General features: G+C 70.7%; 15 protein-coding genes. 3 read left to right on the forward strand and 12 right to left on the reverse strand.

Annotated features, from left to right (window positions below):
* Positions 1–64: 64 nt before the first annotated feature.
* From NR798_RS08995 to NR798_RS09035, 9 genes are all read right to left on the reverse strand, one after another.
* Complete coding sequence (locus NR798_RS08995) at positions 65–688, reverse strand: glutathione S-transferase family protein (protein ID WP_375771026.1); 624 nt, start codon at positions 686–688, stop codon at positions 65–67.
* Positions 685–2,226, reverse strand: coding sequence for a 2,3-bisphosphoglycerate-independent phosphoglycerate mutase (gene gpmI, locus NR798_RS09000; protein WP_375771027.1), 1,542 nt, complete (start codon positions 2,224–2,226; stop codon positions 685–687). The genes NR798_RS08995 and gpmI overlap by 4 nt, the downstream gene beginning before the upstream one ends.
* 84 nt (positions 2,227–2,310) lie before the next feature.
* Positions 2,311–3,363, reverse strand: a complete 1,053-nt coding sequence (locus NR798_RS09005; protein ID WP_375771028.1) for an MXAN_6577-like cysteine-rich protein — start codon at positions 3,361–3,363, stop codon at positions 2,311–2,313.
* A 137-nt stretch (positions 3,364–3,500) separates the two neighbouring features.
* A complete protein-coding gene (locus NR798_RS09010; RefSeq protein ID WP_375771029.1) occupies positions 3,501–4,625 on the reverse strand; it encodes an RNA ligase RtcB family protein in 1,125 nt (374 codons plus the stop codon).
* A 73-nt stretch (positions 4,626–4,698) separates the two neighbouring features.
* Positions 4,699–5,820: a hypothetical protein gene (locus NR798_RS09015; RefSeq protein ID WP_375771030.1), complete on the reverse strand. Its 1,122-nt coding sequence runs from the start codon at positions 5,818–5,820 to the stop codon at positions 4,699–4,701.
* Complete coding sequence (locus tag NR798_RS09020) at positions 5,817–6,329, reverse strand: DUF4365 domain-containing protein (RefSeq protein ID WP_375771031.1); 513 nt, start codon at positions 6,327–6,329, stop codon at positions 5,817–5,819. The genes NR798_RS09015 and NR798_RS09020 overlap by 4 nt, the downstream gene beginning before the upstream one ends.
* A gap of 13 nt (positions 6,330–6,342) precedes the next feature.
* A complete protein-coding gene (locus tag NR798_RS09025) occupies positions 6,343–6,807 on the reverse strand; it encodes a 23S rRNA (pseudouridine(1915)-N(3))-methyltransferase RlmH (protein ID WP_375773741.1) in 465 nt (154 codons plus the stop codon).
* Positions 6,804–7,337, reverse strand: coding sequence for a ribosome silencing factor (gene rsfS / locus NR798_RS09030; protein WP_375771032.1), 534 nt, complete (start codon positions 7,335–7,337; stop codon positions 6,804–6,806). The genes NR798_RS09025 and rsfS overlap by 4 nt, the downstream gene beginning before the upstream one ends.
* A gap of 16 nt (positions 7,338–7,353) precedes the next feature.
* Positions 7,354–8,622 carry a glutamate-5-semialdehyde dehydrogenase gene (locus tag NR798_RS09035; protein ID WP_375771033.1) on the reverse strand — a complete coding sequence of 423 codons (1,269 nt, stop codon included), beginning with the start codon at positions 8,620–8,622 and terminating at the stop codon, positions 7,354–7,356.
* Here NR798_RS09035 and NR798_RS09040 point away from each other — a divergent pair.
* The gene (locus tag NR798_RS09040) at positions 8,621–8,959 is read left to right on the forward strand and encodes a tetratricopeptide repeat protein (protein ID WP_375771034.1); all 339 of its coding nucleotides are present in this window, start codon (positions 8,621–8,623) and stop codon (positions 8,957–8,959) included. The genes NR798_RS09035 and NR798_RS09040 overlap by 2 nt on opposite strands.
* Before the next feature lie 6 nt (positions 8,960–8,965).
* Here NR798_RS09040 and NR798_RS09045 read toward each other — a convergent pair whose 3' ends face one another.
* Positions 8,966–10,018: a hypothetical protein gene (locus tag NR798_RS09045; RefSeq protein ID WP_375771035.1), complete on the reverse strand. Its 1,053-nt coding sequence runs from the start codon at positions 10,016–10,018 to the stop codon at positions 8,966–8,968.
* A 106-nt stretch (positions 10,019–10,124) separates the two neighbouring features.
* Here NR798_RS09045 and NR798_RS09050 point away from each other — a divergent pair, with 106 nt between their 5' ends.
* On the forward strand, positions 10,125–10,667 hold the full coding sequence (locus NR798_RS09050) for a hypothetical protein (protein ID WP_375771036.1): 543 nt from the start codon (positions 10,125–10,127) through the stop codon (positions 10,665–10,667).
* Here the strand turns inward: NR798_RS09050 and NR798_RS09055 are convergent.
* On the reverse strand, positions 10,664–11,779 hold the full coding sequence (locus tag NR798_RS09055; RefSeq protein WP_375771037.1) for a TetR family transcriptional regulator: 1,116 nt from the start codon (positions 11,777–11,779) through the stop codon (positions 10,664–10,666). The genes NR798_RS09050 and NR798_RS09055 overlap by 4 nt on opposite strands.
* Before the next feature lie 239 nt (positions 11,780–12,018).
* Positions 12,019–13,428: a sigma-54-dependent transcriptional regulator gene (locus NR798_RS09060; protein WP_375771038.1), complete on the reverse strand. Its 1,410-nt coding sequence runs from the start codon at positions 13,426–13,428 to the stop codon at positions 12,019–12,021.
* A gap of 60 nt (positions 13,429–13,488) precedes the next feature.
* On the opposite strand from NR798_RS09060, the gene NR798_RS09065 reads away from it, so the two are divergent.
* Entirely contained in the window at positions 13,489–14,076 is a 588-nt protein-coding gene (locus tag NR798_RS09065; protein WP_375771039.1) for an NUDIX hydrolase, read from the forward strand.
* The last annotated feature ends 1 nt before the right edge of the window (position 14,077 follow it).

Raw genomic sequence — 14,077 nt, forward strand, 5'->3', positions numbered from 1 at the left:
GGGAGGTGCGGCATTCTGGGGAGGTGCGGCGATCCGCCACACCGGGCTTCCCGGGGCGGGCCGGTCAGCGGGAGGCGGCGGGAGCGCCGTCCGTGATGCGCAGGTGCCTCGGCTGGGCCTGGACCCGCTCGAGCCAGGCGCGGATGGCGGGGTAGCGGGCCAGCTCGAAGCGTCCCTCTTCCGCCACGTGCGTGTACGCGTAGAGCGTGATGTCCGCGAGGCTGTAGCGCTCGCCCGCGAAGAAGGGGCGCTGCTTCAGCTCTCCCTCCATGACGTCCAGGGCGGCATAGCCCTTCTGGATGCGCTCCTCGAGCTCGCGCTCCTTACCGGGCGGGATGCCGAAGAAGGAGATCCACGCGCGGGCCACGGCGACGTAGGGCTCGTGGCTGTACTGCTCGAAGAACATCCACTGGAGCATCCGCGCCCGCTCCAGCTTGCCGGTGGGGATGAACGGCGTGCCCTCGGCGAAGTACCAGAGGATGGCGTTGGACTCGGCGAGGAACACGCCCGGCTCCAGCTCCACGGTGGGCACCTTGGCGATGGGATTCTTCGCCTTGAACTCCGGGGAGCGGGTCCCGCTGGTGCCGATGTCCGTCTCCACGGTCTCGAACGGAACCCCGAGCTGGTGCAGCAGCAGCCGGACCTTGTAGCAGTTGCCCGAGGCGTGGAACTGGTAGAGCTTGATCATGGGAGCAAGCCTAGCCGATTCATCTCGGAGGGCTTGGGCAGTCCCATGACCTGGAGCAGCGTGGGGGCGATGTCCGCGAGGATGCCGGGGCGCAGCTTCTGCCCCCGGAAGTCCGGGTGGATGAGGTGGAAGGGCACCGGGTTGAGCGTGTGCGCCGTGTGGGGCTCTCCGGTGACCGGATCGCGCATCTGCTCGCAGTTGCCGTGGTCCGCGGAGATGGCCAGCACCCAGCCGTGCCGGGCACACGCCTGCCCCAGCAGCCCGAGGCACTCGTCCACCGTGGCGACGGCTTTCATGGCCGGGTCCAACAGGCCCGTGTGGCCCACCATGTCCGGGTTGGCGAAGTTCACCAGCGCGAAGTCATAGGCCCCCGACTCGATGCGCCGCACCAGCTCCAGGGTCACCTCGCGCGCGCTCATCTCGGGCTTGAGGTCGTACGTCTTCACGTCACGCGGCGAGGGCACCAGGTGCCGCTCCTCGCCCGGGTACACCACCTCGCGGCCCCCGTTGAAGAAGAAGGTGACGTGCGCGTACTTCTCCGTCTCCGCGGTGCGGAACTGGCGCCAGCCCGCGTGCGAGATGGCCTCGGGGAAGATCTCACTGGGCTGGTCCGGCGCGAAGGCCACCGGCAGGCCGAAGGTCTCGTCGTACTGCGTCAGGCACACGTACATGCCCAGGTGCAGGCCGCCCCGGTCGAACTCCTTGAAGTCATCGAAGGCGAGCGCGCGCGTCAGCTCCCGGGCGCGGTCCGCGCGGAAGTTGAAGAACATCACCACGTCGCCATCGCGGATGCGGCCCACCGGCGTGCCGTCGCCATGGGCGATGACGGTGGGTTTGATGAACTCGTCCGTCACCTTCTCCGCGTAGGAGGCGCGGATGGCGGAGATGGCATCGGGGGCCTTGGGCCCCTTGGCATGGACGATGGCCTCGTAGGCGAGCTGCACCCGGTCCCACCGCTTGTCGCGGTCCATGCCGTAGTAGCGCCCGCCCACGGTGGCGATGTGGCCGGTGCGCGTCTCGCGCAGGAACTTCTCCAGCTCCTCCACGTAGCCGAGCCCGCTCTGGGGCGGGGTGTCGCGTCCGTCGGTGAAGGCGTGGACGTAGACGTGGGGGACGCCCCGCTCGTGCGCCGCCTTGAGGAGGCTGTAGAGGTGCTCCATCGACGAGTGCACGCCGCCGGGGGACACCAGCCCGAGCAGGTGGAAGGCCTTGCCATCCGCCTTGGCCTTGTCGAGCGCGGCGCGGATGACGGGGTTGGAGGCGAGCTCCCCGGACTCTGAGGCCCGGTTGATGCGCACCAGGTCCTGGTAGACGATGCGGCCGGCGCCGATGTTGGTGTGGCCCACCTCGGAGTTGCCCATCTGCCCTTCGGGGAGACCGACGGCCAGCCCGGACGTCTGCAGCTCCGTGTAGGGGGTGCCGTGGGTGAGCGCGTCGAGGTGCGGCGTGCCAGCGAGGGCGATGGCGTTGTCCTCGCGTTCCTTGCGGACGCCCCAGCCATCGAGGATGCAGAGCAGGATTTTGTGCGCGGGCTTCATCCCGGAAACCTAAGGGCCGGTTTCCGGAGGTGGAGTGGGGGGAGGCGTGGGAGGCGCGGGCGCTCGGCTGGCGGGCCCCGGAGCTCACGGGTAGGCGCAGAGCCCGCCCGAGCACACCAGCCCCGGGCCGCACACCCGGCCGCAGGTGCCGCAGTTGCGTGCGTCCGCGCTCAAATCCACGCAGCCACCCGCGCAGGAGACGAGGGGCGCGGCACACTGGCAGCGGCTGCTGGCGCACGTCTCGTCCACTGCGCAGGCGCGGCCGCAGGCCCCGCAGTGCTGCACGCTCGTGCGCAGGTCCACGCACTGGGCCTCGCACTCGGCTTGGCCAGACGGACAGGCACACGCGCCCCGGGTGCACACCTGTCCCGAGCCGCACGCGTTGCCGCAAGTGCCGCAGTGGCGGGCGTCACTCGTGAGGTTGGCGCAGGTGCCGTCACACTCGACGCTGCCCACGGGGCAGTCGAGCCGGCAGCGGCCTCCCACGCACACCTCGTTGGCGCCGCAGCCCGTGCCGCAGGAGCCACAGTTGAAGGTGTCGGACTGCACGTCCACGCAGCCCTGGCCGCAGCGGCGCAGGCCCGGGTCACAGTCGTTCACGCATTCGCCGTCCTGGCACAGGCCCGAGCCGCAGGCGTTGCCGCAGGCGCCGCAGTTGTTGCCGTCCGAGCCGAGGTCCGTGCACGCGCCCGCGCAGGCGGTCAGCGGAGGCTCGCAGGCGCAGGTGCCCGCCTCGCACGACTCGCGGGAGCCGCACGCCGCGCCGCAGGTGCCGCAGCTCGCCGTGCTCGACTCGAGCTCCACGCAGCCGCGCTCGCACTGCGTCAGCCCGGCGGCGCAGGCGTCCGTGCACCGGCCCCGGCTGCACACCTGGCCGTCCGCGCAGGCCGTGCCGCAGGTGCCGCAGTGGGAGGCGTCGCTGCGCGTGTCCACGCACGCCGCCTCACAGCGCGTCTGGCCGAGCGCACAGGCCGGTAGTTCGTCCCGGGAGACGCAGCGCTCCTCGACGCACACCGTGCCCTCGGGGCAGCCGGGGTCGTCGGGCGTACCGCAGAACGAGGGCGTGGTGCGCGTGCAACCGAGGCCGGTGACACACGTCATCACCACGAGCAGAAGCAGGCGCGGGAGCGGAGACATGGGAGGCCGTGACTCTAATCCCCTTCAGGGAAGTGGCCGAAGGGGAAGTATGTCCCCTCTCCCGGAGGGCGAGGGGAAATGGGCGCGGGTCTGAGCATGTGCCCACGTGCAGGATGTCACGGGCAGGAGGTGTGGCCCTACTCGCGCCGGGTGCGCGTCTTGTAGGTGAGCACCGGGGCGAGCGTCGCCACCACCCGGACGAGCCCCGCGTCCACCAGGTCCTGCACCACGCGGTCGATGGCCTTGTACGCGGGCGGCGCCTCCTCGAAGAGCAGGTCCCGGTCCTCGCAGATGACGTGGCTCTTGAAGGAGGTGCGGGTGAGGGCCTCGGGGGTGAAGCGCTCGCGCATGCGCTCGCGGGCACTGGTGCGCGTCCACTTGCGGCCGGCCCCATGCGCCAGGCTGTAGGCGTGGCCCGCGCCGTCGCCCAGGGGCAGCACCAGGTAGCTCAGCGCGCCGCGGCTGCCGGGAATCACCACCGGCCCCTGGTCCGAGGGCGCCGCGCCCTTGCGGTGCAGCCAGCAGGTGTGCCCCTCGTGCTGCTTCGCGGTGACGCTGTTGTGGCAGACATCGAGCACCCGCCGTCCACCCGCCGCGATGCCCTGCATCATCCTGCCGGCGATGGTGGCGCGATTGGCCCGAGCCCAGGCCACGGCGTGGTCATGCCGCGCGAGGTACAGCCGCGCCTCGTCCGAGTCCTCCGCGAGGCTGCCGGTGCCATGCCGGTCCACGTGGGCCCGGAGGATGGCCTCGCCGAGTCCCCGCGAGCCGGAGTGCACGAGCAGCAGCAGCCGGTCCGTCTCCATGCCCAGCGCGGTGAAGGTCTCCGCGTCGTGCACCGCGTCCACCCGTTGCACCTCGGCGAAGTGGTTGCCGCCGCCCACCGTGCCGAGCGCCGCCTCGAAGCCGCAGGGCTTCACGCCCATGCTGGCGAGCACGGCGTCCGTGTCACCTTCCCATGGCCCATCCAGGTCCAGGCGCGCCGCCCAGCGCTCCGGCCTCGCCTTGCGCGCGGGCAGGTCCAGCTCCCACAGGCCCATCCCACAGCCGATGTCGTTGCCGACGAGGAAGGGATAGAAGAGGCCCTCGGAGGCGAAGGCGGCGCCCACCGGTGCGCCCTTGCCGGGGTGCAGGTCCGGAAGGCCCACCGCGGAGCGCATGCCGGGAAGCCGCGAGGCGGCCTCGAGCTGGCGGACGGCTTCACCCTCCACCCACGAATGGGGCGAGGCGATGACACGAACGTGAGGGGCGGGCGAATTCATGTCCCCTCGGACGCGCGCGGCGTCCGCTGCCTGACGTGCAGGGGGCGCGCCCTTCAGGCTGCTTGCCCGCCCGCTAAATGCCCACGAGCTCGAAATGGGAGGCTTGATCGAGCTGGTGGACGCGTGAGCCTCGACGGAGGACGCCCTTCACGGTCACGTAGCGCTGGGTGAGGTGGGCCTCGGTCGCCTGGCGGTAGTCGGCGGCTCCCAGCAGGACGCGGACCTTCAGCAGCTCGTCTTCCACCTGGGCCTGGAGCACGACGGCGCCTTCGACCTCACCGTGCTCTCCTGGCCCTCCCATCAGTTCCACGACCCTGCCGACGAACTGGTTGGGCTGTGCCCCTCGAGATGGCCGGAGCTGATGGGACAGCTTCTCGATGGACTCATACATGTTCCGATCCACGTGCACTTCGGACGGCACCTGGGGCTCGACAGGAAGCAGCGGGGACCAGGAACTGCGCAGTCGCAGGTCGGCGCCTTCATCGGGCGGCATCATCTCGACGAGTGCCTCGCAGAGATTGGCGCTCACCACGGGCTCTCCCGGGGCGGGCTCGAGGACCCGTCCGGGCTCACCCGCTCGGACCGCCGAAGCCACATGGGCCACGGAGCGCAGGAGCAGCAGGGATGCGCGCCTTCCAAAGGACTCTTCCTGGACCGTCCGGGGTGGTGCCACTTCGAGAGGCGCCTCCACCGTCAGGACGAAGCTCCCCACCTCCGTTTGTCCGAGACGGCATCCCTTCAGGAAGGCCTCGGCATCCGCCAGGCTCATGCGCGGGTGGAAGGTCGTCTCTGGACGCTTGACGCTACAGGCACTGGAGAGAAGCGCCTTGCGCACTCCGTTCACCAGGCTGAGCCCATTCTCCAGGTGGATACCTCCATCCTGCGTCTCCGCGCCTTCCAGGGCGAAGCGGTGGAGATCCCTCCTGGGCCGCAGCAGGTCTCGCAGGATGCTCTCCGCCGGGCGCTGCTCGTGCTCGGCGATGCGCCGCGCCACCGCGACCATCGCTTCATCGTAATCGATGAGGTCGCGATCCAGCGGCACCTGGACTTCCACGGCGGGAGCCCGGCCGCTGCGATAGATGGCGGCCTGGAGACGGCGTGACGGGATGCGGCTCCACCCGTGTGCTTCGAGGTAGGAACGCACGTTCTGGTAGTCAACCCGGGCTCCGAGCGTGAGGAACTGCTCCGGGTTCATGGCACGAGCTCCTCTTCACGAGCCACCTTACGCAGCAGGCCGCGCAGGGTGTCCAGGTCGAAGGTCTGTCCGCGCGACATCCGGACCGTCTGACTGGTTTCGTTGGGCGTGGGGGGCGCACCCCGAAGCGAGCGCCAATAAGCGCACCGCCGCAGGATGAGAGACTCCGCGGTGTGGGTGAGCCACTGTTGCTCGTCTTCCGGCAGGACGAACACCACGAGGATCCGAGGGACGAGCGAGGGGGCGCTGAGGTCGTCGTAATTCTTCCGGGAGAGCACGAAGGAGAACTCGTCCGTGGGGAGCGGCTCCAGCACCGTGGCCTTGAGCTGGACGGCCAGCTCGGGCGAGGTGAGGACGGCGTCCTCGGCCAGCAGGCCTCGCGCGCACACCTTGAGGTCCACGCTGTCGCGATCCTTGCGGATCTCCTCGATGGAGAAACCGGCTCGCGAAGCGATGGCCCGGACATACGCGAGGCTCAACTCCTCCTTGATGTCGTTGGGACTCAACATGCCGCCTGCCCGCCTACTTGTGGTAGGGCTCGCCCTTGAGAATCGTGAAGGCGCGGTAGAGCTGCTCCACCAGCACCACCCGCGCCAGCCGGTGCGGCAGCGTCATCTTCGACAGCGAGAGCACCAGGTCCGCGGATTGTCTCACCCGCTCGTCCAGTCCCTCGTCCCCGCCGATGACGAGCAGCAGGTCCTTCGCGCCATCCTGGGCCTTGCCCACGTACCGGCTGAACTCCACCGAGTCGAGCAGCTTGCCCCGCTCGTCGAGCGCGACGATGAGGTCCTGCGGCTTGCGGCGCGAGAGGATGGCCTCGGCCTCGGCGGCCTTGGCGTCCGGCGCCTTGCCCTTCTTCCCACCCGCCTCGGGCAGCTCGAGCAGCTCGAAGCGGGTGTAGTGGGCCAGGCGCGAGGCGTACTCCTGGACCGCGGGCTCATACAGGCCCGAGCGGTCCTTGCCGATGGAGAGGAGGCGGACCTTCAGGCCACCTTCTCCCGCGCCGCGTCGGCCCAGAGGCCCTCGAGGTCATAGTGCGAGCGCGCCTCGGTGAAGAAGAGGTGGGCCACCACCTCGCCGAAGTCCAGCAGCACCCACTGGCCGGTGTCCATGCCCTCGTGGCCGATGGGGCGCAGGTTCTCCGACTCCTTGAGCTTCACCAGCACGTGCTCGGCCATGGCCGACACCTGCCGGTCGCTCTCGCCCGAGGCCACGACGAAGTAGTCCGCGTAGGACGTCATCCCGCGCACGTCGAGGATGACGATGTCCAAGCCCTTCTTGTCCGAGAGCAGGGTGCCAATCTTGCGCGCCAGCGCATGGGCACGCGGGTTCTCCGCGGGAGCCCCGGCGGCGGCACCTCCTGGGGTGAGCGCCTTCTTCTTGGTGGTCTTCTTCCGCGCGGGCAGCTTCTTGGCTGCTCCCTTCTTCGCCGCGGTCTTGGTGCGTGCGGTCAGCGACGTCGCGCTCTTCTTCTTCGCCGCTACCTTCTTCGTGGTCGTCTTCTTCTTGGTCGCCATACGTGTCCGGGGCACCCTAGCGCACCTGCCCCTGTCCCAGAATGACGTACTTCTGGCTGGTCAATTCTCGCAACCCCATGGGCCCAAAAGCGTGCAGTCGGCTGGTGGAAATCCCGATCTCCGCCCCCAGCCCCAGCTCGCCCCCGTCGTTGAAGCGGGTGGAGGCATTCCACGCCACCGCGCTCGCCTGGGCCTCCCGGGTGAAGCGGCCCGCCACCGCCTCGTCCGAGGTGACGATGGCCTCCGTGTGTTCGCTTCCGTACCGGGCGATGTGCCCCAGCGCCGCGTCCAGCCCGTCCACCACCCTCACCGCCAGGATGAGGTCCAGGAACTCCCGCCCCCAGTCCTCCTCCGAGGCCGGGGTCACCGCCACCCCGGCGCGCGAGAGCACCTCCACCGTGGCCGCGTCCCCCCGCAGCTCCACCCCCCGGGTCACCAGCTCCCGGCCTACCTGGGGCAGGAAGCGCTCCGCCACCGCGCGGTCCACCAGCAGGCACTCGGCGGCGTTGCACACCCCCGGGCGGCTCGTCTTCGCGTTGACGGCAATGCGCGTGGCCATGTCCAGGTCCGCCGCCGCGTGCACGTACACGTGGCAGACGCCCTTGTAGTGCTTCACCACCGGAATCCGCGCGTTCTCCGCCACGAAGCGGATGAGGCCCTCGCCGCCCCGGGGAATGCACAAGTCAATCAGCCCCTCCAGCTTCAGCAGCTCCAGGAGCGTCTCGCGCTCGCCCGGGGGCACCGGCTGGACGCATGCGGCCGGCAGTCCCGCCTCGGTCACGCCCGCCGCCAGTGCCGAGGCGATGGCCGCGTTGGAGCGCGCCGCCTCGCTCCCCCCGCGCAGCAGCGCCGCGTTGCCGCTCTTGAGGCACAGCGCCGCCGCGTCGCTCGTCACGTTGGGGCGGGCCTCGTAGATCATCAGCACCACCCCCAGCGGCAGCCGTACCTTGCGCACGTGCAGGCCGTTGGGCCGGTCCCACTCCTCCGTCACCTCTCCCACGGGGTCCTTCAGGCCGGCCACCGACTCCACCGCCCGGGCCATGCCCTCCACCCGAGAGGCGTCCAGCAGCAACCGGTCCAGGAAGGCCCCTCCCTTGCCGGAGGCCCGCGCGGCGGCCATGTCCGCCTCGTTGGCGGCGAGCAGGGTGGGGAGGGCCTCGCGCAGGTGGCGCGCCATGGCCCGCAGGGCCTCATCCTTCTGGCCGGTGGGGGCGGTGGCGAGCACGCGGGAAGCCGCCCGGGCGGCCTCGGCGAGGGAGCGCACGTCTTCCTTGGCAACGGACATGCCTCTCCTCTATCACCGCCCCATGAGCAACGCCCGGTTGGAGCAGTTCAAGCAGATGGCGGCCGAGTTTCCCGACGCGCCCATGGCGCACTTCTCCCTGGGAAAGGCCTATTTGGAGCTGAGGCAGTACGCCGAGGCGGCCCAGGCCCTGGAGGCGGCGGTGCGGTTGGACCCGCAGTACGCCGCGGCCATGGTGTCCCTGGGGGATGCCTACACCGGCGCGGGGCAGACGCAGAAGGCCCGCGAGGTGCTCACCCGCGCCCGCGACACGGCGCTCGCCCAGAGCCACGCCAGCCTCGCCGAGGAGATCGACGAGCGGCTCTCCGGGCTGGAGTGACGGGCGCTACGGCCGCCAGGTGAGGCCCACGCCCCCCACCTGGCGGAAGAAGAAGAGCCCGTTGCGCGACAGCTCGGTGCCGTACATCGCGAACGACAGTTCCACATCCACCCGCTCGCTCAGGGGCCGGGCCAGCTTCAGCGACAGCATGTGCTGGGCCTCGTCATCGTCGAGCAGGGTGATTTCGGGCGAGAGGAAGACGCCGTCCGGGTAGGAGTTGAGGCCCAGCGCGCCCTGGGCCATCAGCGTCAGCTTCCAGGGCAGCCGCACCCCGGCGGTGCCGCTCAGCCGGTGGCGCTGCACCGACTCGCCATAGCTGTTGGAGCTGGTCTCCAGGTACGAGTAGGAGAGCCCCAGCGCCAGCGGGCCCTTGTAGCTGTAGCCTGCGCTCGCCATCAGCACCCCGTCCTGGCGCCGGCCGGTCCACTGCTGCGGCGTGCTGTCCGGCGGGTACCTCACGGAGGCGTTGTAGCGGCGCTGGCCGTACTCGCCGGTGACGGTGAAGGCATGGCGCTTGTCCAGGCGGTAGCGCGCGAGGAAACCCACCTCGGGGCTGCCGAAGCTGGCGGCGAAGAAGGGGCGGTAGACGAAGCGGTGCGCTCCGGCGCGCACGCGCAAGGAGAGCCGGGCATCCGGGGCGTGCTCGAGGAAGACGAAGGCCGCCAGGTCCGTGTACGCGCGGGGGCCGCCCCGCCGGTCCTTGGCGCGCCCCTCCACGCCCACCCCCAGCGTCTCGCCCACGGCGAGCGAGCCCTCCAGCGCGGCGGCCTGCACCAGCACGTCCTCGCCAGGGAAGGCCACGTACTTGCGGCCTCCTCCGTCATAGCGGCCCACCAACTGCCAGCGGTCCGCGGTGTAGCGGCCCTCGCCCGTGACGAGCAGGCCGAACACCGTGTCCAGCGTGTCGGGACGCTTGTCCCCCTGGGAGAAGTCACGCGGCGCGTTGCCGTCCAGCATCAGCCGGCCCGCCACGCGCAGCTGTCCCTCCACGTCGGCGGCATGCGCGCCACCGGCGAGCGCCAGGGGAAACACCACGAGCGCAAAGAGGAGCCGTTTCAACGGGCGCAACATACTCCCTGCCCTGGCAGCATGCCCTGTCCACGAGAGGGCAGCCGGCCGGGCGGGGCAATGACTGCGCGCCCGGGCACTCGGTAGAGTGGGTGTCATGCGACTCACATCCGTACTCCCCGTGTGTGCCCTGCTCTGGCTCGCGGCCTGCGCTCCCCCTGGCTTCACCGCGGAGGTGAAGGGCGAGACCACCGTGCCCGGAGACCCCACGGGCATCTCCACCGTCCTCGATGCGTTTCCGTCCATCGGCAGCTTCACCAGCCTCGACTTCGACCAGAACCAGGACTTCAAGAACCAGGGCGTCACCAAGGAGCAGGTGTCCTCCGCGAGGCTGCAGTCGCTGAGCCTCAAGGTGCTCTCTCCGGCGGACCAGGACTTCTCCTTCCTCGACACGCTGGAGTTCTACGCGAAGGCGGGGGACCAGGAGGTGCTGGTGGCCTCCAAGAAGAACATCGCCTCGCTGGGCCTCAAGGCGCCCAACCCGGTGCTGGTGCTGGACGTGACGGGCGCGGAGCTGCAGCCCTTCATCACCGCGCCCGCCATGAGCATCAGCGTGCGGGGCAAGGGCCGCAAGCCCTCGAAGGAGGTGCGGCTGCAGGTGGACGTGAAGCTGGACGTGCAGGTGCGGCTGCTGAACTAGCGCAGCTCGCGCGCCCGGCGCTCCAGCGAGTCCGCGCGGGAGTCCAGCTCGCGGGCGAGCGACTCGAGCCGGGCCGCCTCCGCCTCCAGGCCGCGCAGGTCCTCCGGGTTGCCGCTGGCGAGCGCCTGGGCGCGCACCGTGCCCACCTGGGGCCGGGCGTCGGAGGCGCGGTAGATGGGCGCGACCTGCTCCACCGGCGTCTGGCCTTCGCCCATGTCCGGCGTGTCCGTGCTTCCGCCCCCTCCCGGCGAGGGCATCCCCGGTCCCGGAGCGCCTCCGCCGGTGGACGGGGAGGGCGGCGGCGGATCCGCCTGCGAGCCCGAGGAGAAGTCCAGCGACTCGCTGGGGAACAGGCCTCCGCGGGTGCGCTGCGAGGCCTCCACCGAGATGGACTTCGTGGACGCGTCGAAGCGCAGGCGCATCCGCCGGTCCTGCTCGTCGAACATGGACTCCTCGCCGAGGAAGTCACTCATGCGCCGGTCCAGCTCGCGCTCCTCGCGCACCTCGGTGATGCGGCCGCGCAGGGCCTGGAGGCGCTGGCGCACCTTGTCCTCGGAGTCGCGCAGCACGTCCGCCTGCTCCAGCAGATCCTCCGGGTCGTCGCTGGCCTCGCGGCGGTCGAGCGCCGGCACCTGGGAGGCGGGCAGGGCGGAGCGCAGCGCATCGCGCTCGGTGCGCAGGTCGCGCATGCGGGCAATCAGCTTCGAGCGGGCCTCGCGGTCCGGGGTGGCGTCCCAGGCGGCGCGCACCCGGGCCAGCTCGTCGGAGAGCGCCGTGTGCAGCGCCAGGTTGCGGCGCTCCGCCTCGGTCTCGGCCCCGGCGAGCGACTGGGCCAGCCCGGTGAGCTGGCCGGACAGCTCCTGCGACTGCCGCAGCGCCGTCTCCAGCTCCGGGCCCGCCACCAGCCGGCCCTTGTGCTCGGCCTTGAGCTGCTCGATGCGTCCGGCCAGCGTGTTGAGCTCCGCGCGCAGCACCTGCTGCCTGTCTCTCAGGTCGCGCACCTGGGTCCGCGCCGTGCGCGCCTCGGTCCGCAGCGAGTCCACTCCCGAGGCCGCCCAGACGGGCGTACCCAGGGAGAGACACAGCAGCACGGGGAGCAGGACGCGCTTCATCAATCCCCTCCCGACAGCAAGCCGGATGCCAGGGCCAAGGCCCGCCCGGGCGTTTCGTTGCCCGCAAAACCCGAAAGGTTCCGGGGACTTCGCATACGGCCGGGCCGGGGCTGAGGAGGGGGGATGACGGAAAACCACGATGGGGGCGGGGGGACGGTAGATTTTCGAGGGGACGGTTTCTTTTTTACAGCCAGATGAGGCGCTCCGCCACCCGCCGTGCGCCAGCCTGGAGGGCCGGCTCAGTTCTCCTCGGGGCGCTCGCTCTTGGCGATGAAGCCGTACTTCTCCAGCTTGTAGTAGAGCGCGGACGTCTTGATGCCGAGCAGCCGGGCCGTCTCCGTCTTCACGCCGCCGGCCTTCTCGTAGGCGCGGGCGATGAGCTGGCGCTCGAGGTCCTCGAGGATGTCGGGCAGGGGCCGGTCCCCCATGGGCACGGGCAGGCCGGAGTCGCTCCGGGGCGTGGTGCCGGTGAGGTGGGTGGGCAGGTCCGTCGCGGCGAGCGTCTCGCCCTCGGCGAAGACGAGCGACTGCTCGACGACGTTCTCCAGCTCGCGCACGTTGCCCGGCCAGGCGTAGCGGGCCAGCGCGCGCAGGGCGCTGTCGTCCAGGCCCTTCACCCGCTTGTTCACCCGCGGGGCGTGCTTGGCCACGAAGTGACGGGCCAGCGCGGTGATGTCCTCGGGGCGCTCGCGCAGGGGCGGAATCTGCAGGGGGACGATGTGCAGCCGGTAGTAGAGGTCCTCACGGAAGCGGCCGGCCTTCACCTCGGCCTGGAGGTCGCGGTGGGTGGCGCTCACCACGCGCACGTCCACCTTGAGCGTCTCCTCGCCGCCCACGCGTTGAATCTCCTTCTCCTGGAGCACGCGCAGCAGCTTCGTCTGGACGGAGTGGGGGATTTCACCAATCTCGTCGAGGAAGAGGGTGCCGCCGTCGGCGAGCTCGAAGCGGCCGAGCTTGCGCTTGATGGCGCCGGTGAAGGCCCCGCGCTCGTGGCCGAACAGCTCGCTCTCCAGGAGCGTCTCGGCGAGGGCGGCGCAGTGGACGACGACGAAGGGCCCGTCCTTGCGCGGGGAGAGCTGGTGGAGCATGCGCGCCACGAGCTCCTTGCCGGTGCCGGACTCGCCGCGCACGAAGACGGTGGCGTCGGTGGCGGCGGCCTTGCGCACCATGCCCACGAGCCGCTGCATGGGCTCGCTGTCACCCACCATGAGGTTGCCGTGGGCGAGGGCGGCGTCGGACTCGAATGCCTCGGTGCGGGCGGACAGACGCTCCACCTGGCGGCGGGTGGAGGACAGCTCCAGGCCCTTCTCCACCTTGGCGCGCAGCACGTCCGGGGTGAAGGGCTTGGTGATGAAGTCGTAGGCTCCCTGCTGCATGGCCTGCACGGCCGTCTCGATGGTGCCGAAGGCGGTGACGACCATGACGACGGCGGCCGGGTCATGCGTCTTGAGCGTGCGGGTGACGGCGATGCCGTCCATGCCGTCCATCTTCAGGTCGGTGACGACGAGATCGAAGGGCGTCTTCTTGTAGGCGGAGACACCGTCGGTGCCGGAGCGGGCGGCCGTCACGGTGTGGCCGGAGCGGGTGAGGGTGACGGCCATGCCCTCGCGGAGGGTGTCGTGGTCGTCGATGACGAGGATGCGGGCCATGAAGGGGCACCCTATATCGTCCTGGCGCCCGGCGTCGAAGTGGGCACAATCCGCCCCCTCATGAGCACCCCCCTGACGAGCATCCCCCTGACTTCCCTGCACGAGTTGCTGGCCCGCCACGTCCCCTCGGACGACAAGGAGCGGGAGGACCTGGCGCGGATGCGCGCGCTGGCCACGGAGCTGGCGCGGCCCTTCTCGCGGGCACAGGAGCGGGGGCACTTCACCGGCAGTGCGGTGGTGGTGGATCCACCGGGTGAGCGGGTGGTGATGGTGCACCACGGGAAGCTGAAGCGGTGGTTGCAGCCGGGCGGGCACGCGGAGGAGGGGGACGCGGGCAGCATGGAGGCCACGGCGCTGCGGGAGGCGCGGGAGGAGACGGGGTGCCGGGTGCGGCTGCACGCGAGCGCGCCGAGGCCGCTGGACGTGGACATCCACACCATTCCGGCGCGCAAGGACGAGCCGGAGCACGTGCACCTGGACGTGCGCTACCTGGTGGTGGCGGAGGATCCGGAGGCGCTGGCGCATGACCCGGGCGAGTCCTCGGGCGCGCAGTGGCTGACGTGGGACGAGGCGCTGGCGCGGGCGGAGGGTGAGGCCCCGTTGCGGCGCTTGATGGAGAAGGCACGGGCGGCGGTGCGCGCGGGCTGAG

Origin of the sequence: Archangium gephyra, assembly GCF_042230915.1 — a bacterium.
GTDB lineage: Bacteria > Myxococcota > Myxococcia > Myxococcales > Myxococcaceae > Archangium > Archangium gephyra_B.